We start from the raw sequence: 17009 nt of genomic DNA, 5'->3' as shown, positions 1-17009 counted from the left end.
AAAAAGTTTATTTTGTGCGCATATCTGCCGCCGTGGATAAACGCCTAACTGTAACCCATTGTGAAATCGTGTAGAATCCCTGCCACTACTAAAATCGCAGTTATTGCTGCTGTCACGTTACGAGACTTATGGACCAACAGACTATCCGTGCGCTCTGTGCCGCCGACATGACGGCGGTCAATGAACTGATCCTGGCCCGACTCCAGTCCGACGTTAGTCTGATCAATCAGCTGGGTTTCTACATTGTCAGCGCCGGCGGGAAACGGATGCGCCCCATGCTGACCGTGATGGCTGCGCGTGCGCTGGGCTATGAGGGTGAGGATCACCTGAAACTGGCCGCCATCATCGAATTCATTCACACCTCTACCCTGCTGCACGACGACGTGGTCGACGAATCCGACCTGCGCCGTGGCCGGGAGACCGCCAACGCTATGTTTGGCAATGCTGCCAGCGTGCTGGTCGGTGACTACCTCTATAGCCGCTCCTTCCAGATGATGGCCGAACTCTCCAACCTGCGGGTGATGGAGATCCTCTCGGATGCAACCAACACCATCGCCGAAGGGGAAGTGCTGCAGTTGATGAACTGCAACGATCCGGATACCACCGAAGAGAGCTACATGACGGTCATCTATTGCAAGACCGCCAAGCTGTTCGAGGCCGCCACCCGTCTCGCCGCCGTGCTGACCCATCAGCCCGAGCCCGTCGAGCAGGCCATGACCGATTACGGCAAGTATCTGGGCACCGCGTTCCAGATCATCGATGACGTGATGGACTACTGCTCCCAGAGCGAAGAGATGGGCAAGAACGTCGGCGACGATCTGGCCGAAGGCAAACCGACCCTGCCGCTGCTGCGCGCCATGGAAGTGGGTACGCCGGAAGAGCGCCAGCTGGTACGCGATGCCATCGAGCACCGCAACGGCATGGAGCATCTTGAGCAGATCCTTGGTATTCTCGACCGCACTGGCGCGCTGGAGTACTCCCGCATGCGTGCCAGGGAAGAGGCCGACAAGGCCATTGCCGCCCTCGCCATCCTGCCTGACTCCCCGCACAAACAGGCGCTGGAAACACTGGCCCACATGGCCGTGCAGCGCAGTGCCTGAGTAAACGACATGCATGAAAAAAGAGGCCTTCGGCCTCTTTTTTATTGTCTGCTATCTGCTGGACAGTGCATTTCGCCAAACTCAGCGACTCAGCATCCAGAGGATCATGCAACCCGCAACCACTAGCGAGCCGCCGATACGGCGCAACTGCTCCGGTGGCTGATCGCTCAGCAGCCGTAACATCTGCTGCCATGCCCTTGGCATCAACAGCGGGCCGAGCCCCTCGAACAACAGCAGCAATCCCAACCCCATCAGCATGGATGTCAGCATCCGACCTCCTTCAATGCAACCAGCCCCTCGGGTCAACGGCTGGCATTGGCACCAAAAACAAAAGGGTCTGACAATGCAGACCCTTTGAATGTGACCTCGTGGCGATTACTGCTTGGTGCCGTGAGGAGACTTGAGGTAACGGAAGAACTCGCTGTCCGGCTTCAATACCATCAGGTCGTTACCACCGGCGAAGCTCTTGCGATAGGCCTCCATGCTACGCACGAAGCTGAAAAACTCGGGGTCTTTCTTGTAGCTGTCGGCATAGATCTTGGCGGCTTCCGCATCCCCTTCACCGCGCAGCTGGCGAGCGTTACTCTCGGCGTCGGCGATCATGACGGTCACCTTGCGGTCGATATCGGCACGCAGGATTTCAGCCTTTTCGCGACCCTGAGAGCGGTGCTCACGGGCCACAGCGGTACGCTCGGCGCGCATCCGCTGGTAGATGGAGTTGGAGACTTCCACCGGCAGGTTGATCTGCTTGATCCGTACATCCACCACCTTGATACCGAGCTCGGAGGAGCGCGCCATCTTCTTCAGGGCATCTTCCATCACGGTACTGCGCTCACCGGAGACGATGTCCTTGATGGTACGGTTACCAATCTCGGAACGCAGACCGTTGTTGATCTTGCGCTTGAGCAGATCTTCAGCCTGCAGCTTGTTGCCACCACCGGTTGCCAGGTAGTACTTGGAGAAGTCCTCAATCTTCCACTTCACGTAGGAGTCGATGATCAGGTCTTTCTTCTCGGAGGTGACAAAACGGTCGGCCTGGCTGTCAATGGTCTGGATGCGGGCATCCATCTTGCGAACCTGGTCGATGAGCGGCACCTTGAAGTGCAGGCCCGGCTCATAGAGGCGGGGTTCACCGGAGTCAACCCGCTTCACCTTGCCAAACTGCACCACAATCCCCTTCTGACCTTCATCAACGATAAAGACAGAGGAGAAGCAGACCATGGCCGCGACAGCGATTGCACCAATAGCTAGCTTTTTCATCTATCAGTTTCTCCCTGAGCTGAAGCGGTCACCGCTACGCAGCGGCATTGTCGGGGTAGAGTTGGCACCCTCGTTGGAAACGGGGACCTGCTCTGTGACCGGGCCGACAGTGGCACGATCAGACTGGGCAGCCTTCGGCTTGCCAGACAGCTTGTCGAGCGGCAGGTAGATCATGCTGTTGTTGCCAGCCGGCATATCGACCACCACCTTGTTGGCCTGCTGATAGAGCTCTTCCATGGTTTCCAGATAGATACGCTCACGGGTCAGCTCGGGGGCAGCCAGATACTGGGGCAGCAGCTCGTTGAAGCGAGCAACTTCACCCTGGGCTTTCAACACGATCTGGGATTTGTAAGCTTCCGCTTCCTGCTCCAGACGCTTCACCTGGCCACGGGCCTTGGGCTCCACTTCACGGGCATAGGCTTCTGCTTCACGAATGAAACGCTGTTCATCTTCCTGAGCGGAGATGGCGTCATCAAACGCGTCTTTCACCTCTTCCGGCGGACGCGCCGGCAGGAAGTTGACATCGACGATCTGCAGACCCATCTGGTAGGGCTCGATGATGCCATCGATCACCTGCCAGGTCTCCTGACGCACCTTCTCACGACCGGTAGTCAGGACGTCATCCATCCGGGTATGACCCACCACGTAGCGCAGGGCGCTATCGGTGGCCTGACCCAGACTCTCGTCGGCATTGGTCACGCTGAACAGATACTGCTCGGGATTGACCACACGGTACTGCACGTCCATCTCGACCCGTACCACGTTCTCATCCTGAGTCAGCATGAAACCGGAGGCAGGCAGGGAGCGCACGGACTCGACGTCCACCGGGATCACCTGATCGATAAAGGTCGGCTTCCAGCGCAGGCCCGGCTCGACAATATGGGAAAACTTGCCAAACCGCAGCACGGCACCACGCTCCGCTTCGCGAATGGTGTAGAAGCCGCTGACGACCCACACCACCACAGCGACAACCAGCGCGATGGAGATACCAAAGCGACCTACATCGCCGCCAGATTTGCCGCCACCAAACAAGCCACCGAAACGGCGACTCACTTTGCGCAGCATTTCATCCAGATCAGGGGGTCCCTGATTCTTGCCGTTATTCCCCCAAGGGTCACGGTCTTTGCCGTTGTTACCAGGCTCATTCCAAGCCATCAGCGTCTCCATTAATACATGCGGATGGATATCATCTCTATCGGGCCATCATACGTTGAGAAGCCCCTAAGGGTTCATCTTCATCGACGAATCAATGCCTGATAAAGCGTTGTAAACTCTCACCTTCCTGTTTCACGAGGCGGTTCCAGTCGGCCACTTGCAAGCGGACTTCCAGCACGAAATCACCCTCCTCGCTAAAACCTTCCTGCTCAATCCCTTTCAGCTGATAGAGCGCACTGCGCAATCTCGCGGCAGAAGGAGGCAACTGCAGGGTGTGATGCACCATGGAGCCAGCCAGCAATTCGGTCAGCGCCGTAAACAGATGCTCACAACCTTCACCAGTCTGGGCCGACAACCAGACGCGCAACGGGCGCCCCTCGTCATCTCGCTCCAGACCTGCCGGACGATCCGCCAGCTTGTCAATCTTGTTGCAGATCATCAGCTGGGGCCTGTCATCGGCTTCAATCTCGGCCAATACCTGCTGCACGGAGTCGATATTCTCCTGCATCTGCTCATCGGCACAGTCCACCACATGCAGCAGCAGATCCGCTTCACGGGTCTCCTGCAGGGTCGCCTTGAAGGCCGCGACCAGATCATGGGGCAAGTGTCGAATAAATCCAACTGTATCCGCCAAAATCACATCACCCACATCCCGGATCACCAGTTTACGCAGGGTAGGATCCAGAGTTGCGAACAATTGGTCGGCAGCATACACGCTGGCAGCTGTAAGTTGGTTGAACAAAGTGGACTTTCCGGCGTTGGTATAACCAACCAGTGACACCGTCGGCACTTCGTTGCGGTTGCGGGCGCGGCGTCCCTGCTCCCGCTGCTTGGCCACCTTGTCGAGCCGACGCAAAATCGCCTTGATGCGTTCCCGCAGCAGACGTCGGTCAGTTTCAAGCTGGGTTTCACCCGGACCACGCAGACCAATCCCGCCCTTTTGACGCTCAAGGTGGGTCCAGCCTCGCACCAGACGAGTGGAAAGATGGCGCAACTGGGCCAGTTCGACCTGCAGTTTACCTTCATGGGTTCGGGCGCGCTGGGCAAAGATATCGAGGATCAGGCCGGTTCGGTCCACCACTCGGCACTGGAACAGACGCTCCAGATTGCGCTCCTGGGCAGGGGTCAGGGCATGGTTGAAGATAACGACGTCGGCATCCAGCATCTGGACTTGGGACGCTATCTCTTCAGCCTTGCCGCTGCCGACAAAAAATTTGGCGCTGGGCGCACTACGACTGGTGGTGATCACCCCCAGCGCATTGACTCCGGCCGAGCTCACCAACATTTTGAGCTCTTCCAGATCCTCCCGCTCACCCTCATCACTGAAGTTGACATGCACCAGAACGGCCTGTTCGCCAGCTTCATAACGGTCAAACAAGCGCTTGCTCCTTAACAGGAATCATGATGAATCTGAGTTGGCGAGTCGACTCGCCCAGGGATATCACGCCTCGGCATCACCCTGATCATCAGCCGCGCCACCCGGAGTGGGCTGGTGATGATTAACGGCACGGGCCGGTACGACAGTCGAGATGGCGTGCTTGTAAACCATCTGACTCACGGTGTTTTTCAGCAGGATAACAAACTGGTCAAAAGACTCGATCTGACCTTGCAGTTTGATGCCGTTCACCAAATAGATAGAAACAGGAATCCGCTCACGGCGCAGCGCATTCAAAAACGGGTCTTGGAGAGATTGCCCCTTAGCCATTTTTCTTTTCCTTATAGTTTGTTGTTTTTAAACACCGAATATCAATATAACAACCTGATTATACAGGGAGTGTCAAGCCGCACCAGCGCGAGCAAGCACGCGGTCGAGATTGCCAGACTCACCAGATTCCAACCAGGTCACGTCGGGCCAGCCGCGTAACCAGGTCATCTGTCGTTTTGCCAATTGGCGTGTGGCAACAATGCCACGATAACGCATCTCATCATACCCCACTTCACCGCACAGGTAGTCCCACATTTGGCGATAACCCACACAGCGAATGGAGGGGAGATCCGGGGTCAGATCGCCGCGCGCCATCAGCGCACGAACCTCCTGTTCAAAGCCACCTTGCAGCATCTTGTCAAAGCGCTGTTCGATACGCTGATGCAGCAAGGCACGATCGCTCGGGGCGATGGCAAACTGCAGCACCCGATAGGGCAAGCCCTCCCCCTGCACCTGCGTCAGCTCGGTAAGGGTCTTGCCGCTGATGCGGTAGACCTCCAGCGCCCGGGAGAGTCGCTGCGGATCATTGGGGTGGATCCGCGCCCCGGCCACCGGGTCGATGCGTACCAGCTCATCGTGCAGCGCCTGCCAACCGAGGCGGGCAGCCTCTTCCTCAATCCCGGCTCGAATGGCGGGATCGGCGGAGGGCAGCGGAGACAATCCCTCCAGCAACGCCTTGAAATAGAGCATGGTACCGCCCACCAGCAGCGGAATGCGGCCGCGATCGGCGATCTCTTTCATCTCCCGCAGGGCATCCTTGCAAAAATCGGCCGCAGAATAGCTCACTGCGGGATCAAGAATGTCGATCAGCCGGTGCGGGGCCCGTGCCAGCTCATCGGCAGTCGGCTTGGCCGTACCTATATCCATGCCACGATAGATCAGCGCCGAATCGACGCTGATGATGTCGCAAGGCAATGCCTGACACAGTTCAATGGCGAGATCCGTCTTGCCGGAGGCCGTCGGCCCCATCAGAAAAATTGCGGTCGGCAAGTCACTCGCCATGTTCAAACTCCTCCAGCACGGTCGCCAATGAAAGCGGGCGTACCATGCGAATATCTGTCAGTTGGTCAGCGTGAGCGGCTACAAGTTCCGTCAGCAGACGACTGGCAGTTGAAAAATCGTATATCTTCTCGCGGCTTATCCCCTGCTCCACCAGCCATTGGCATAATACTTCAGCCTGCTGACCAGCATCACTGTCAGATCCGCCCTCGATAATTTGCAGCAATTCGGGTAACAGACGCACCAGATCGGTCTGGCGCAGCAGAGCCGGCACCCGAGTCAGGATCATGGTGTCGCGCCCCCCGCTTTTCAACTCCAGCCCCATCCGTTTCAGCAAACGTTCCTGCTCGGTCACCAGCGCGATCAAATTCTTCGGCAATTTGAAGGAGACCGGCAGCAACAGCGGCTGGGCAGCCAGTCCCTGGCCCCAGGTCTCCAGCAGCCAGTGGCGCAGCAGTACCCGCTCGGCGCGTACCAGCGAGAGCAGCGCCAGCTGATTATCACGCTCGATCAACAGGTAGGCCTGCTCCACCAGTGTCAGGGCACGACATCCCCCCTGTTTGGGTGACGGCACTGGATCAGTGGGCTGCGCAGGAGCAGCCTCAGCTGCGATAGGAAGCGTAGTGAGCAGAGCGCCCATGCCGCGCATCGCCTCCCGGCTTGGGGGCTCGGGCGGTTGATAGTTGCTGGCTCGGCCTGCACCACCACCGTTCCCTTCCCGCACCTGTGCAGGTGCCCGGTAGCTGTGCTCGGCACCGTACCACTCGGTACGCGGAGCCTGACCGGGATATTCGATCTGCGGGCTGACCGGCAGCTCGACCAGGGTTTCGGCCAGCGGAGTGTCCTGATGAGCGGCGCTGACCCCTTCGCGACGCAGCGCAGTAAACAGCGCCTGAAAAATAAAGTCGTGGATCAACCGCGCCTGATGAAACCGTACCTCATGCTTGGCCGGGTGGACGTTGACATCCACCTGACGGGGATCCAGCTCGATATAGAGCACATAGGCTGCAAAACGGTCAGCGGGCAGCAGCTCGTCATAGGCCTGACGAATGGCATGATTGATGAGCTTGTCACGCATCATCCGACCGTTGACGTAGGTGTATTGCAGGTCGTTCTGCGGTCTTGCCCCCTCCGGGGTTGCCAGCCAGCCCCACAGACGCACGTCGCTATGCTCGCTCTCTACCGCCAGCGCATGGTGCATGAAGGGGGTGCCGCAAACGGCGGCAAGGCGGCGCTCCTGCTCCGGCACGGTATTGGCGGCCTTGTACTGGCGCACCACCTTGCCATTGTGGCGCAGGATCAGGGTGGCATCGAAGCGGGAGAGCGCGATGCGGCGCACCAGCTCGTCAATATGGGCAAACTCGGTCTTTTCGCTGCGCATGAATTTGCGCCGCGCGGGTGTATTAAAGAAGAGATCCACCACCTCCACCGTGGTGCCCACCGGATGGGCCGCAGGCTTGATGGTGACGCTCATCTCGCGCCCTTCCGCCTGGGCTTGCCAGGCTTCGGACTGCTCGGCGGTGCGGGAGGTGAAGGTGAGACGGGAGACAGAGCTGATGGAGGCGAGCGCCTCGCCACGAAAACCGAGGCTGTTGATCCCTTCCAGATCATCCAGCGTGGCCACCTTGGAGGTTGCATGACGCGACAGCGCAAGTACCAGCTCATCTTTGGCGACACCGCAGCCGTTGTCACGGATGCGGATCAGCTTGACGCCCCCCTTGTCGATGTCGATCTCGACCCGGTCGGCCCCCGCATCCAGGCTGTTCTCCACCAGCTCTTTCACCACAGAAGAGGGCCGCTCCACCACCTCTCCGGCTGCAATCTGGTTGGCCAGAATGGGTGGCAAAATACGGATCGGCATCATTTACTCCTGAATTTCAATCTTGCGGATAGGGAGCCGTTCCACCACCTCTCCACCAACCGGAATCTGGTTGGCCAAGATAGGGGGCAATATACGGATCGGCATCACTTACTCCTGAATTTCAATCTTGCGGATAGAGAGCCGTTCCACCACCTCTCCACCAACCGGAATCTGGTTGGCCAAGATAGGGGGCAATATACGGATCGGCATCACTTACTCCTGAATTTCAATCTTGCGGATAGAGAGCCGTTCCACCACCTCTCCACCAACCGGAATCTGGTTGGCCAGGATAGGGGGTAATATACGGATCGGCATCACTTGCTCCTGAATTTCAATCTTGCTGATGGTATTGGCTAACAGCGAGAGCGGTATCACCCGCTCCCGCGCGTCAGTTTTGCGGAATGTAGAGTACCTGCCCTACCTGAATATTCCGCGATTTGAGCTTGTTGATCTCTACCAGTCGCGCCTGACTCACCCCATGCTTCTCGGCAAGGCGGGAGAGACTCTCCCCCCGCTTGACCACATGGCGGATCATCTGCGACTTGTCATCACTGCGAACGGGGGCGGCAGCGCGGCTCTGCCCCTGCTGGGGAATATAGATGGTCTGACCAATCTGAATATCTCGGCTGCGCAGCTGGTTGATCTCTACCAAAGTGGATTGACTCACTCCATGCTTCTCGGCAAGGCGAGAGAGACTCTCGCCACGTTTGACCACATGGCGGAGCATCCGAGATTTGTCATAGTCGCCCACATTGCTAACCGGCGCACCAGAATCTTGCGCAGCCTCAGAATAGGGCTTGATCACACCGGCACCTGAACCGGTCGCAGTAGCGCCGTCACGCACTGTAGCCGGCATCTTGTTGGTCACCACCGGCTGCGACTGCACCGGCTTGGGCTGGCTCACCGGCTGCGAAGCTACCGGTGCAGAGCGAGTGGTCGCAGCAGGCCTGCTCGCCTGTCCCTTGCCGGTCAGCATGGCCCCCTTGGTCGGGTGGGCGCGGTAATAGTTGCGGATCCCCTCGAAAATGGCGCGGGCCAGCTGATCCTGATAGCTTGAGGTGGCCAGCAGCTTCTCTTCCGCATGGTTGGAGATAAAGCCGGTTTCGACCAGCACCGAGGGAATATCCGGCGCCTTCAGCACAGCCAGACTGGCATGCTCCGGCGCCTTCTTGTGCAGTCGGGCAACCTTGCCCAACGATCGCAGGATCTGACGGCTGACGTCGTAGCCTTCGGCACGGGACTTGTCCATTGAGAGGTCGAGGAAGGTCTGCGCCAGATAGGGGTTGGGATCGGATTCCGCCAATACCTTGCCAACCCCGCCCAGCAGCTCACCCTGCTTCTCCTGCTTCTCCAGCCAGCTTCCCATCTCGCGGTTGGCACGGTTGGTCGAGAGGACCCAGACAGAGGCGCCACGCGGAGTGGAGTTATGGAAGCTGTCCGCATGGACCGACACCAGCAGATCCGCCTTGGCCTTGCGGGCAATCTCGGAACGCTTGTTGAGGTCGACGAAATAGTCGCCACGACGGGTCAGCACGGCGCGCATCCCCGGCTCGCGGTCGATCAGCGCGGCCAGCTTCTGGGAGACCGCCAGCGTCACTCGCTTCTCATAGGTACGACGTGGACCGATGGAGCCCGGGTCTTCCCCACCGTGGCCTGGGTCGATGGCAATCACCACCCCCTTGCCCTTGCCACCCACTGGTGTGGCTTGTACCGCAGCAGCCGACCGCTTCTCTTCATAAGGTAGATCGATCACCAGACGGTGACCATAAGGCCCGGCTGGTGCCAGCGGAAAGACCACCGGCTTGATGGCTGAGCTGAGATCCAGTACCAGCCGCAGGCCACCCTTCTCCAGCGGAGTGCTCTCACGTATCTTGCGCACCAGCTCGCTGTTGTTCTCGACCTGGGCCAGATTGGCAGCGTTGCTCGCCCCTTTCAGATCGATCACCAATCTATCGGGGCCAGCCAGGGTGAAGTAGTTGTAGTTGGGGGCACTGCTCATATCGAGCACCACCCGGGTATTATCCGGTGATGGCCAGATTCGCACACTCTTGAGCTGATTCGCCCAGGAGGGTAATGCCATCAAGGAGAGAGCAATAACAAGGATCAAGCGCACGTAGATGACAACCGTTCCAGAATGGCTTCGCCAATAGCAGTGCGAGCCTCTATCAGAACCTCGCGCTGCTCGCCTACATAGGTGAGGGTAATTTCCAGGTCTGGGGCCGGTAACCAGCCCTCGCCCTTCTCGGACCACTCCACCAGACAGAGAGTATTGGCGGCAAAATAGTCCCGAATGCCCATGAATTCCAGCTCTTCCGGATCAGCCAGGCGATAGAGATCGAAATGGTAGACCTGCCAGCCATCGAGTTCGTAGGGCTCGACCAGGGTGTAAGTCGGGCTTTTTACCTTGCCCTGATGGCCAAGGCCCTGCACCCAGCCGCGGGTAAGGGTGGTTTTACCGGCGCCAAGCGTGCCATGCAAAAACACTGTAGTCGCCTGCTGGCAGGCCTGTGCCAGACGGCCACCAAGTGCCACGGTTGCTGCCTCGTCCGGCAGTGTCATCATCAACTGTTTTGCCATGTTCTTCTTTTTAACTTGTAATGGTGTCGGGATTAACCAGTTTGCGGATCAGCGGCAGCAAGTCTGACGCCAGCATGCCCCGCTCGCCGTCAGCGGCGGCCTGATCTGCAGCCTCGCCGTGGATCACGGCGCCCAGCCAGCTTGCCATGGTGGCAGACCAGCCCTGGGCCAAAAGGGCGGCGATTATACCAGATAACAGATCGCCCATGCCGCCACTTGCCATGCCGGGATTGCCTTCACAACAGAGAGCGACCCGCTCGCCGTCATAAATAAGTGTTCCCGCCCCTTTTAACAAAACCACACCGCCATAACGCCGCTGCAGTGCCTGCACGGCGGCAAACCGGTCGGTTTCAATGTCGGCAATGGAGCATCCCAGCAGGCGCGCTGCTTCGCCGGGATGGGGCGTGAGCACCCAATTATCCTGATGGCGGGGAGATTGCGCCAGCCAATTCAATCCATCGGCGTCCAAAACCAGTGGCAGCCGTTCGGTGAGATAACGGGTGATTTGTACTCTTCCCCACTCATCCTGACCGAGCCCGGGGCCAATGACCCGCACCGACGCCCACCCCTCGTAATCAGCGCTGGTGAGACTCATCAGTTCGGGTTGATAGAGGCTGACCGGCGAATGTTCCGGATGCTGACACACCCGCACCAGCCCGGCCCCCGCCCGCAGGCAGGCGCGAGCCGCCAGCACGATGGCCCCCTGCATGCCGCGATTGCCCCCCACCAGCAGCACCTTGCCATAAGAGCCCTTGTGGGAAGCGCGCGGGCGCGGGGTCAGCAGCGTGCTGAGCTGCGGATAATCGATACGCCAGGCGGCGGGCAGCATAGCTTCATCAGGCGTCACGCCTAGGGGATCACAGTCGAGCTGGCCGACACAATCCACCCCGTCGCCGGTGAGCATTCCCTGCTTGATACCGATAAAGGTGAGGGTGCGAGTGGCCTGCACCACGGCCCCCATGGCACGGCCGGTATCGCCGTTGAGGCCGGAGGGGAGATCCACCGCCAGCACGGGCACAGCCAAGCCATTGATTGTTGCGACGATCTTTGTCAGTAGTGGCGAGAGGGACGTGTTGACGCCGGTGCCAAGCAGGGCATCGACCACCAGATCCGGGGTGGTGTGCTGGTCCTTATCAAACTGCTCGGCCAGCCAGACCCGGCCACCGGCCGCCAGCCACTCATCGGCGGCCCGTCTGGCATCCCCCTTCAGCTGGTCGGGTGCTCTGGCGGCAATCACCACCACCTCGATGCCAATCTGGCGGGCAAGGCGGGCCAGCACATAGCCATCACCGCCGTTATTACCGGGGCCGACGAAAATCCACCAGCAGCGACTGTCGGGCCAATGCAGGGTGGCATAGGTGCGCAGCGCGGCACCGGCTCGCTCCATCAGGGCATAGAGAGGTTGCCCCTCACGCGCGGCCCAGTTGCGCTCCAGTGCGCGGATCTGTTCAGTCTGCCACAACCCCTGTGGTAAACTGCTCCCCTCTTTTGTGCCCAACGCGCCCCTGATGATCTCTACCATGACGGCTCCCGCCTCTTATCAATCGACCCACGCCAGCAAACACCGGCCAGGCCAAGCCGCATGAGCGCACCTGACTTCCACCAGCTGGCCCACGATATCAAGCTCTGGGCACGGGAGCTAGGTTTTGACCAGGCGGGCATCACCGACACCGATCTGCGTATCGAAGAGCCGAGATTGCAGGCCTGGCTGGATGCGGGCTATCACGGCAGCATGGATTACATGGCGCGCCACGGCATGATGCGCGCGCGCCCCCACGAGCTGTTGCCGGGCACGATGCGGGTGTTGTCGGTGCGGATGAACTACCTACCGTTCGAGGCGGGCTTCGCCGCTACCCTGCGCGATCCGACTCTCGGCTATATCAGCCGCTATGCTCTCGGTCGCGACTACCACAAGGTGCTGCGCAACCGGCTCAAACAGCTGGGTGATCGCATCGAAGCGCGCTGCGCCGAGCTGTTTCAAGGCACTGAAGAGACCTTGGGTGAGTGGCGCCCCTTCGTCGACTCCGCCCCCATCCTCGAGCGGCCACTGGCGGCCAAGGCGGGCCTCGGCTGGGTTGGCAAACACTCACTGCTGCTCAACGAATCGGCTGGCTCCTTCTTCTTTCTCGGTGAGCTGTTGATCAACCTGCCGCTGCCGCTCGACCAGCCAGTGGAGAAGGAGCTGTGTGGCAAGTGCGTCGCCTGCATCAACATCTGCCCGACCGGCGCCATTGTCGCCCCCTATGTGGTAGATGGCCGCCGCTGCATCTCCTATCTCACCATCGAGAACGATGGCCCTATTCCGGAAGAGTTCAGGCCCTTGATGGGCAACCGCATCTATGGCTGTGACGACTGCCAGCTTATCTGCCCCTGGAATCGCTATGCCGATGCCAGCCCGGAACCCGATTTCAGCCCCCGCCCCAGCCTGCATCGCCCGCCCCTGCTGGACCTGTGGTGCTGGAGCGAGGCCGAGTTCCTCAAACAGACCGAGGGGAGCCCGATCCGCCGCATCGGCTATCAACGCTGGCGCCGCAATCTGGCGGTAGCCCTTGGCAACGGCCCGGCGACCCCCGAGGTAATCGCCGCCCTGCAACTGGGACTGACCACCGCCGAGCCTATGGTGGCCGAACATATCGAATGGGCGCTGGCCACTCTGGCACTGCGTCAGGATGAGGAGAACAAGAAAACCCGTTTGCTGATCCGCTGCATCGAAAAAGGTTTGCCGGATCACGCATAGGTGATCTGCCCCTTGCCGGATTGCAGCACTTTTTTCATGCTCTGCCGACCCGTCGTGATCAACCCTGCGATCAAGACAACATGGTCGGCACACTAAAAGGACATTACAGATGCAAATGTTGGGAGTGGATATTGGAGGCTCGGGGATCAAGGGTTGCCTGGTCGACACCGAAACAGGCGAACTGATCGGCGAGCGTCATCGCATTGCCACACCGCAACCGGCCACCCCGGCCGCCATCGCCCATACCCTCAAGGCACTGGTCGAACACTTCGACTGGAAAGGGCCGGTGGGCTGCGGTTTTCCAGCCACCATCCACAACGGGGTTGCCAAGAGTGCCGCCAACATCGACAAGAGCTGGATTGAGACCGATGCCGAACATCTGTTTGCCGATGTCACCGGCAAACCCTGCTATGTGCTGAACGATGCCGATGCAGCGGGTCTGGCCGAGATGCGCTTTGGCGCAGGTAAAGATCGCAAGGGGGTCATCATCCTCATCACGGTCGGCACCGGTATCGGCACCGCCATCTTCGTCAACGGCCATCTGCTGCCCAACACCGAGCTGGGTCACCTGATGCTGGAAGGAATGGTCGCCGAGCACTACTGCTCCGATGCGGTGCGCAAACGGGAAGATCTCTCCTGGAACCGCTGGGGCAAGCGCTTCAACAAGTATCTGGCCCGCCTCGAGTTTCTCTTCTCCCCCGACCTCTTCATTCTGGGGGGAGGCAGCGCCGCCAAGCTGGATAAATTTGTCGATCGCATCGAGACCCGGGCACCGCTGATTCCGGCGGCCAGCCTCAATCAGGCAGGTATTATCGGAGCCGCTCTCTACGCAGCCGAACGGCATCAGAGCTGATTGCCCAGCAACACAGTCCCTTATAACCCTCCTATAAAAGAAGGGCCCGGCATGGCTGCCGAGCCCTTCTTTTTATCTGCGTACCAATCCTTCCGGTTTCCTACATATCATCAAGCCGATGCACCCCATGCACCAGACGGTGCAGGCGCGTCTGTTCCAACGCAGCCAGATTGTCGAGCATGGTTGCAGTAGCAGGCGTCGGACACTCCCGAGCCAGATGACCCAACTCACCGACCAGCTGCTCCTCCCAGCGACAAACCAGCGCAAGGATCTCCCCGGTTTGAGCCGAGGCTGGCAGCTCGCAACCGGTAATGGCAGGCAGCATATCCTCGCTAAAACCCTGCTCCAGCCAGGTTTCCCTGACCGCCTCTCCCAGTTGAGCGGCATATTCGTGCAGATGGGCACTAGCCGCATCCTCACGCCCTTGCAGATAGACCAGCAACATCCGGCTGCGTTCGCTGTCCACCTGACTGGTCAAACGCCCGTAACAGAGTCCGAGCTGGTGATGAACCTGCTCAAGATAGTGCAGCAACTCTTTGATCTGTTGGAATCTCATCGCACTGCCCTCCATGCTTGTCGACAACATCAGTATAAAAAACCGGCGCCACCGACCCAATCCCTATCCGAGCCCCTCTTGCGCTGCATCAAGGTTGACACCGACAAAGTGGCGATCAGGTGATCCGGTCACGAATAGGGAACGATTTGTGCAGCAATTTGTGTAACGATGGAGGAGCATTAAGCTAGACAGCAGATGTGAACAGAAACGGGCTAACACACTAATAAAACCAGCCTTACCCGGCATAAACCATCTTTAATTCGGTTATCTGCCGCAGGGACGAAACAGGATCTGGATGAGCAACAATACCATTCTGATCGTTATCCGCCTGACAGAAATCCTTATCACTTTTTTAGACGTCTAGACGTAAAAACATGCGTTGACATGGCCATCCAGACATCTTAGCATCATCCTCCATGATGACAGAGTAACCCAGTGGAACCTCTGCCCAATTTTCCCGCCTGTAGCGCCCTGTGCTTTAAGGCTGTTAGCACGGAAGAATCCATGATTAAGTTGATCGGTCTCAACAAAGTCTACGGTACAGGCAGTGATGCCGTGCACGCCCTGCGTGATGTGAGTCTGCATGTACCCCAAGGCAAAATTTTCGGGGTGATCGGTGCCTCCGGTGCCGGCAAGAGTACCCTCATTCGTTGTGTCAACCTGCTGGAGCGCCCGACAGAGGGTCAAGTCATCGTTGATGGCCAGGATCTGGTCGCCCTGAGCGAACGGGATCTGACCCAGGCTCGCCGCCAGATCGGGATGATTTTCCAGCACTTCAACCTGCTTGCCTCCCGCACCGTGTTTGCCAACATCGCCTTTCCGCTGGAGCTGGCAGGCTGGAGCAAAGAGAAGATCCAGCAACGGGTTGCCGAGCTGCTGGCGCTGGTCGGGCTGGAAGCCCGTGCCCAGGCCTATCCGTCCGAGCTTTCCGGCGGTCAGAAGCAGCGCGTCGCCATTGCCCGCGCACTGGCTCCGGCCCCCAAGGTACTGCTCTGCGACGAGGCCACCTCGGCCCTCGACCCGCAGACCACCCGCTCGATCCTGACCCTGCTCAAGGAGATCAACGTCAAGCTGGGGCTCACCATCCTGCTCATCACCCACGAGATGGACGTGGTGAAGGGGATCTGTGACGAAGTGGCCATCATCAGCGACGGCCGTCTGATCGAGCAGGGCGAAGTGGCCTGGTTCTTCAGTAATGCCAAAACCCAGCTGGCACGTGACTTCATCCACTCTACCATCCATCTGGAGGTACCGCAGGAGTATCAGGATCGGATGAGCAGCGAGCGGGTGCCGGGTAGCTACCCGCTGGTGAAGCTTGGCTTTACCGGCAGCACGGTCGACACGCCGCTGATCTCCGAGGCGAGCCGCCGTTTCAATATCGACATCAGCATTCTGAGCGCGGACATCGAGTACGCCGGTGGCGTCAAATTCGGTTTCCTGCTGGCCGAGCTGTTCGGGGATGAAGCCCAGTGCGAGGCCACCCAGCAGTTCCTTATCGACAACCACATTCAGCTGGAGGTAATGGGTTATGTCCGAAGCCATGATTAATCTGCTCATCACGGCCCTGGGCGACACCCTGATCATGGTGTTTGCCTCCGCCCTGTTCGGCTGCCTGCTGGGTCTGCCGCTCGGCGTGGCACTGCACGTGACCAAGGCGGGCCAGATCCTGGCCAACCCCTTGCTCAACCGTACTCTGGGTATGGTGGTCAACGTGGGTCGCTCGGTGCCCTTTATTATCCTGCTGGTCGCCATCATTCCGCTAACCCGGCTGATTGTCGGCACCAGTATCGGCACCATCGCCGCCATCGTGCCGCTGACTGTCGGCTGCATCCCTTTCATCGCCCGTCTGGTGGAAGGGGCCCTGATGGAAGTGCCGGACGGCCTGCTGGAAGCGGCCAAGGCCATGGGCGCCAAGCCGCTGCAAATAATCACCAAGGTGCTGCTGCCCGAGGCTCTGCCCGGCATCCTCAACAGCGTCACCATTACCCTCGTCACTCTGGTGAACTACTCGGCCATGGCCGGGGCCATCGGTGGCGGTGGTCTGGGGGATGTGGGTATTCGTTATGGTTATCAGCGCTTTGACCCGACCGTCATGCTGGTGACCGTGGTTATCCTGGTAGTACTGGTTCAACTTATCCAGAGCGCGGGTGAGCGCCTGGTCAACAAATGTGATCATCGTTAATCGTCGATTTCTGACAGGAGGTTT

At 59.2% G+C, this 17009-nt stretch carries 17 protein-coding genes; 5 read left to right on the top strand and 12 right to left on the bottom strand.

The window, feature by feature from the left end; genetic code table 11:
• The first annotated feature begins 128 nt into the window (after nucleotides 1-128).
• Nucleotides 129-1100: an octaprenyl diphosphate synthase gene (ispB, locus tag G5149_RS12860; RefSeq protein ID WP_019444890.1), complete on the top strand. Its 972-nt coding sequence runs from the start codon at nucleotides 129-131 to the stop codon at nucleotides 1098-1100.
• Nucleotides 1101-1181: 81 nt separating this feature from the next.
• Here ispB and G5149_RS12855 read toward each other — a convergent pair whose 3' ends face one another.
• The 11 genes from G5149_RS12855 to G5149_RS12805 form a co-directional block, all read right to left on the bottom strand.
• Nucleotides 1182-1370: a DUF2065 domain-containing protein gene (locus G5149_RS12855; RefSeq protein ID WP_100646711.1), complete on the bottom strand. Its 189-nt coding sequence runs from the start codon at nucleotides 1368-1370 to the stop codon at nucleotides 1182-1184.
• Between the two features lie 105 nt (nucleotides 1371-1475).
• A complete protein-coding gene (gene hflC / locus G5149_RS12850) occupies nucleotides 1476-2360 on the bottom strand; it encodes a protease modulator HflC (RefSeq protein ID WP_005339038.1) in 885 nt (294 codons plus the stop codon).
• Between the two features lie 3 nt (nucleotides 2361-2363).
• A complete protein-coding gene (hflK, locus tag G5149_RS12845) occupies nucleotides 2364-3515 on the bottom strand; it encodes an FtsH protease activity modulator HflK (RefSeq protein WP_216980179.1) in 1152 nt (383 codons plus the stop codon).
• Nucleotides 3516-3606: 91 nt separating this feature from the next.
• A complete protein-coding gene (hflX, locus tag G5149_RS12840; protein ID WP_005339043.1) occupies nucleotides 3607-4893 on the bottom strand; it encodes a ribosome rescue GTPase HflX in 1287 nt (428 codons plus the stop codon).
• 63 nt (nucleotides 4894-4956) lie between these two features.
• On the bottom strand, nucleotides 4957-5220 hold the full coding sequence (gene hfq / locus G5149_RS12835) for an RNA chaperone Hfq (RefSeq protein WP_216980178.1): 264 nt from the start codon (nucleotides 5218-5220) through the stop codon (nucleotides 4957-4959).
• A 72-nt stretch (nucleotides 5221-5292) separates the two neighbouring features.
• On the bottom strand, nucleotides 5293-6222 hold the full coding sequence (gene miaA / locus G5149_RS12830; RefSeq protein ID WP_337073350.1) for a tRNA (adenosine(37)-N6)-dimethylallyltransferase MiaA: 930 nt from the start codon (nucleotides 6220-6222) through the stop codon (nucleotides 5293-5295).
• Nucleotides 6212-8080: a DNA mismatch repair endonuclease MutL gene (gene mutL, locus G5149_RS12825; RefSeq protein ID WP_421212544.1), complete on the bottom strand. Its 1869-nt coding sequence runs from the start codon at nucleotides 8078-8080 to the stop codon at nucleotides 6212-6214. Before mutL ends, miaA begins: the two co-directional genes overlap by 11 nt.
• 213 nt (nucleotides 8081-8293) lie before the next feature.
• The gene (locus G5149_RS12820) at nucleotides 8294-8455 is read right to left on the bottom strand and encodes a hypothetical protein (protein ID WP_323913175.1); all 162 of its coding nucleotides are present in this window, start codon (nucleotides 8453-8455) and stop codon (nucleotides 8294-8296) included.
• 13 nt (nucleotides 8456-8468) lie between these two features.
• Entirely contained in the window at nucleotides 8469-10160 is a 1692-nt protein-coding gene (locus G5149_RS12815) for an N-acetylmuramoyl-L-alanine amidase (protein ID WP_254204557.1), read from the bottom strand.
• Between the two features lie 23 nt (nucleotides 10161-10183).
• Nucleotides 10184-10657: a tRNA (adenosine(37)-N6)-threonylcarbamoyltransferase complex ATPase subunit type 1 TsaE gene (gene tsaE, locus G5149_RS12810; protein WP_005339056.1), complete on the bottom strand. Its 474-nt coding sequence runs from the start codon at nucleotides 10655-10657 to the stop codon at nucleotides 10184-10186.
• Nucleotides 10658-10667: 10 nt separating this feature from the next.
• Entirely contained in the window at nucleotides 10668-12179 is a 1512-nt protein-coding gene (locus tag G5149_RS12805) for an NAD(P)H-hydrate dehydratase (protein WP_245095004.1), read from the bottom strand.
• Between the two features lie 60 nt (nucleotides 12180-12239).
• On the opposite strand from G5149_RS12805, the gene queG reads away from it, so the two are divergent.
• Together queG and ppgK are read left to right on the top strand one after the other, a co-directional pair.
• Complete coding sequence (queG, locus tag G5149_RS12800) at nucleotides 12240-13394, top strand: tRNA epoxyqueuosine(34) reductase QueG (RefSeq protein WP_421212543.1); 1155 nt, start codon at nucleotides 12240-12242, stop codon at nucleotides 13392-13394.
• Nucleotides 13395-13503: 109 nt separating this feature from the next.
• The gene (gene ppgK, locus G5149_RS12795) at nucleotides 13504-14247 is read left to right on the top strand and encodes a polyphosphate--glucose phosphotransferase (RefSeq protein WP_421212542.1); all 744 of its coding nucleotides are present in this window, start codon (nucleotides 13504-13506) and stop codon (nucleotides 14245-14247) included.
• Nucleotides 14248-14347: 100 nt separating this feature from the next.
• Here ppgK and G5149_RS12790 read toward each other — a convergent pair whose 3' ends face one another.
• Nucleotides 14348-14803 carry a hypothetical protein gene (locus G5149_RS12790; RefSeq protein WP_236348117.1) on the bottom strand — a complete coding sequence of 152 codons (456 nt, stop codon included), beginning with the start codon at nucleotides 14801-14803 and terminating at the stop codon, nucleotides 14348-14350.
• Between the two features lie 504 nt (nucleotides 14804-15307).
• Here G5149_RS12790 and metN point away from each other — a divergent pair.
• Both metN and G5149_RS12780 read left to right on the top strand, forming a co-directional pair.
• Nucleotides 15308-16351, top strand: a complete 1044-nt coding sequence (gene metN / locus G5149_RS12785) for a methionine ABC transporter ATP-binding protein MetN (protein ID WP_005339067.1) — start codon at nucleotides 15308-15310, stop codon at nucleotides 16349-16351.
• Nucleotides 16332-16985, top strand: coding sequence for a methionine ABC transporter permease (locus G5149_RS12780; RefSeq protein WP_005339070.1), 654 nt, complete (start codon nucleotides 16332-16334; stop codon nucleotides 16983-16985). The genes metN and G5149_RS12780 overlap by 20 nt, the downstream gene beginning before the upstream one ends.
• Nucleotides 16986-17009 lie beyond the last annotated feature (24 nt).

The organism is Aeromonas sp. 600479 (assembly GCF_049175515.1).
GTDB lineage: Bacteria > Pseudomonadota > Gammaproteobacteria > Enterobacterales > Aeromonadaceae > Aeromonas > Aeromonas veronii_A.
Note: the sequence above shows the minus strand (reverse complement) of the source record. Positions and strands in the feature narration are given on the sequence as shown.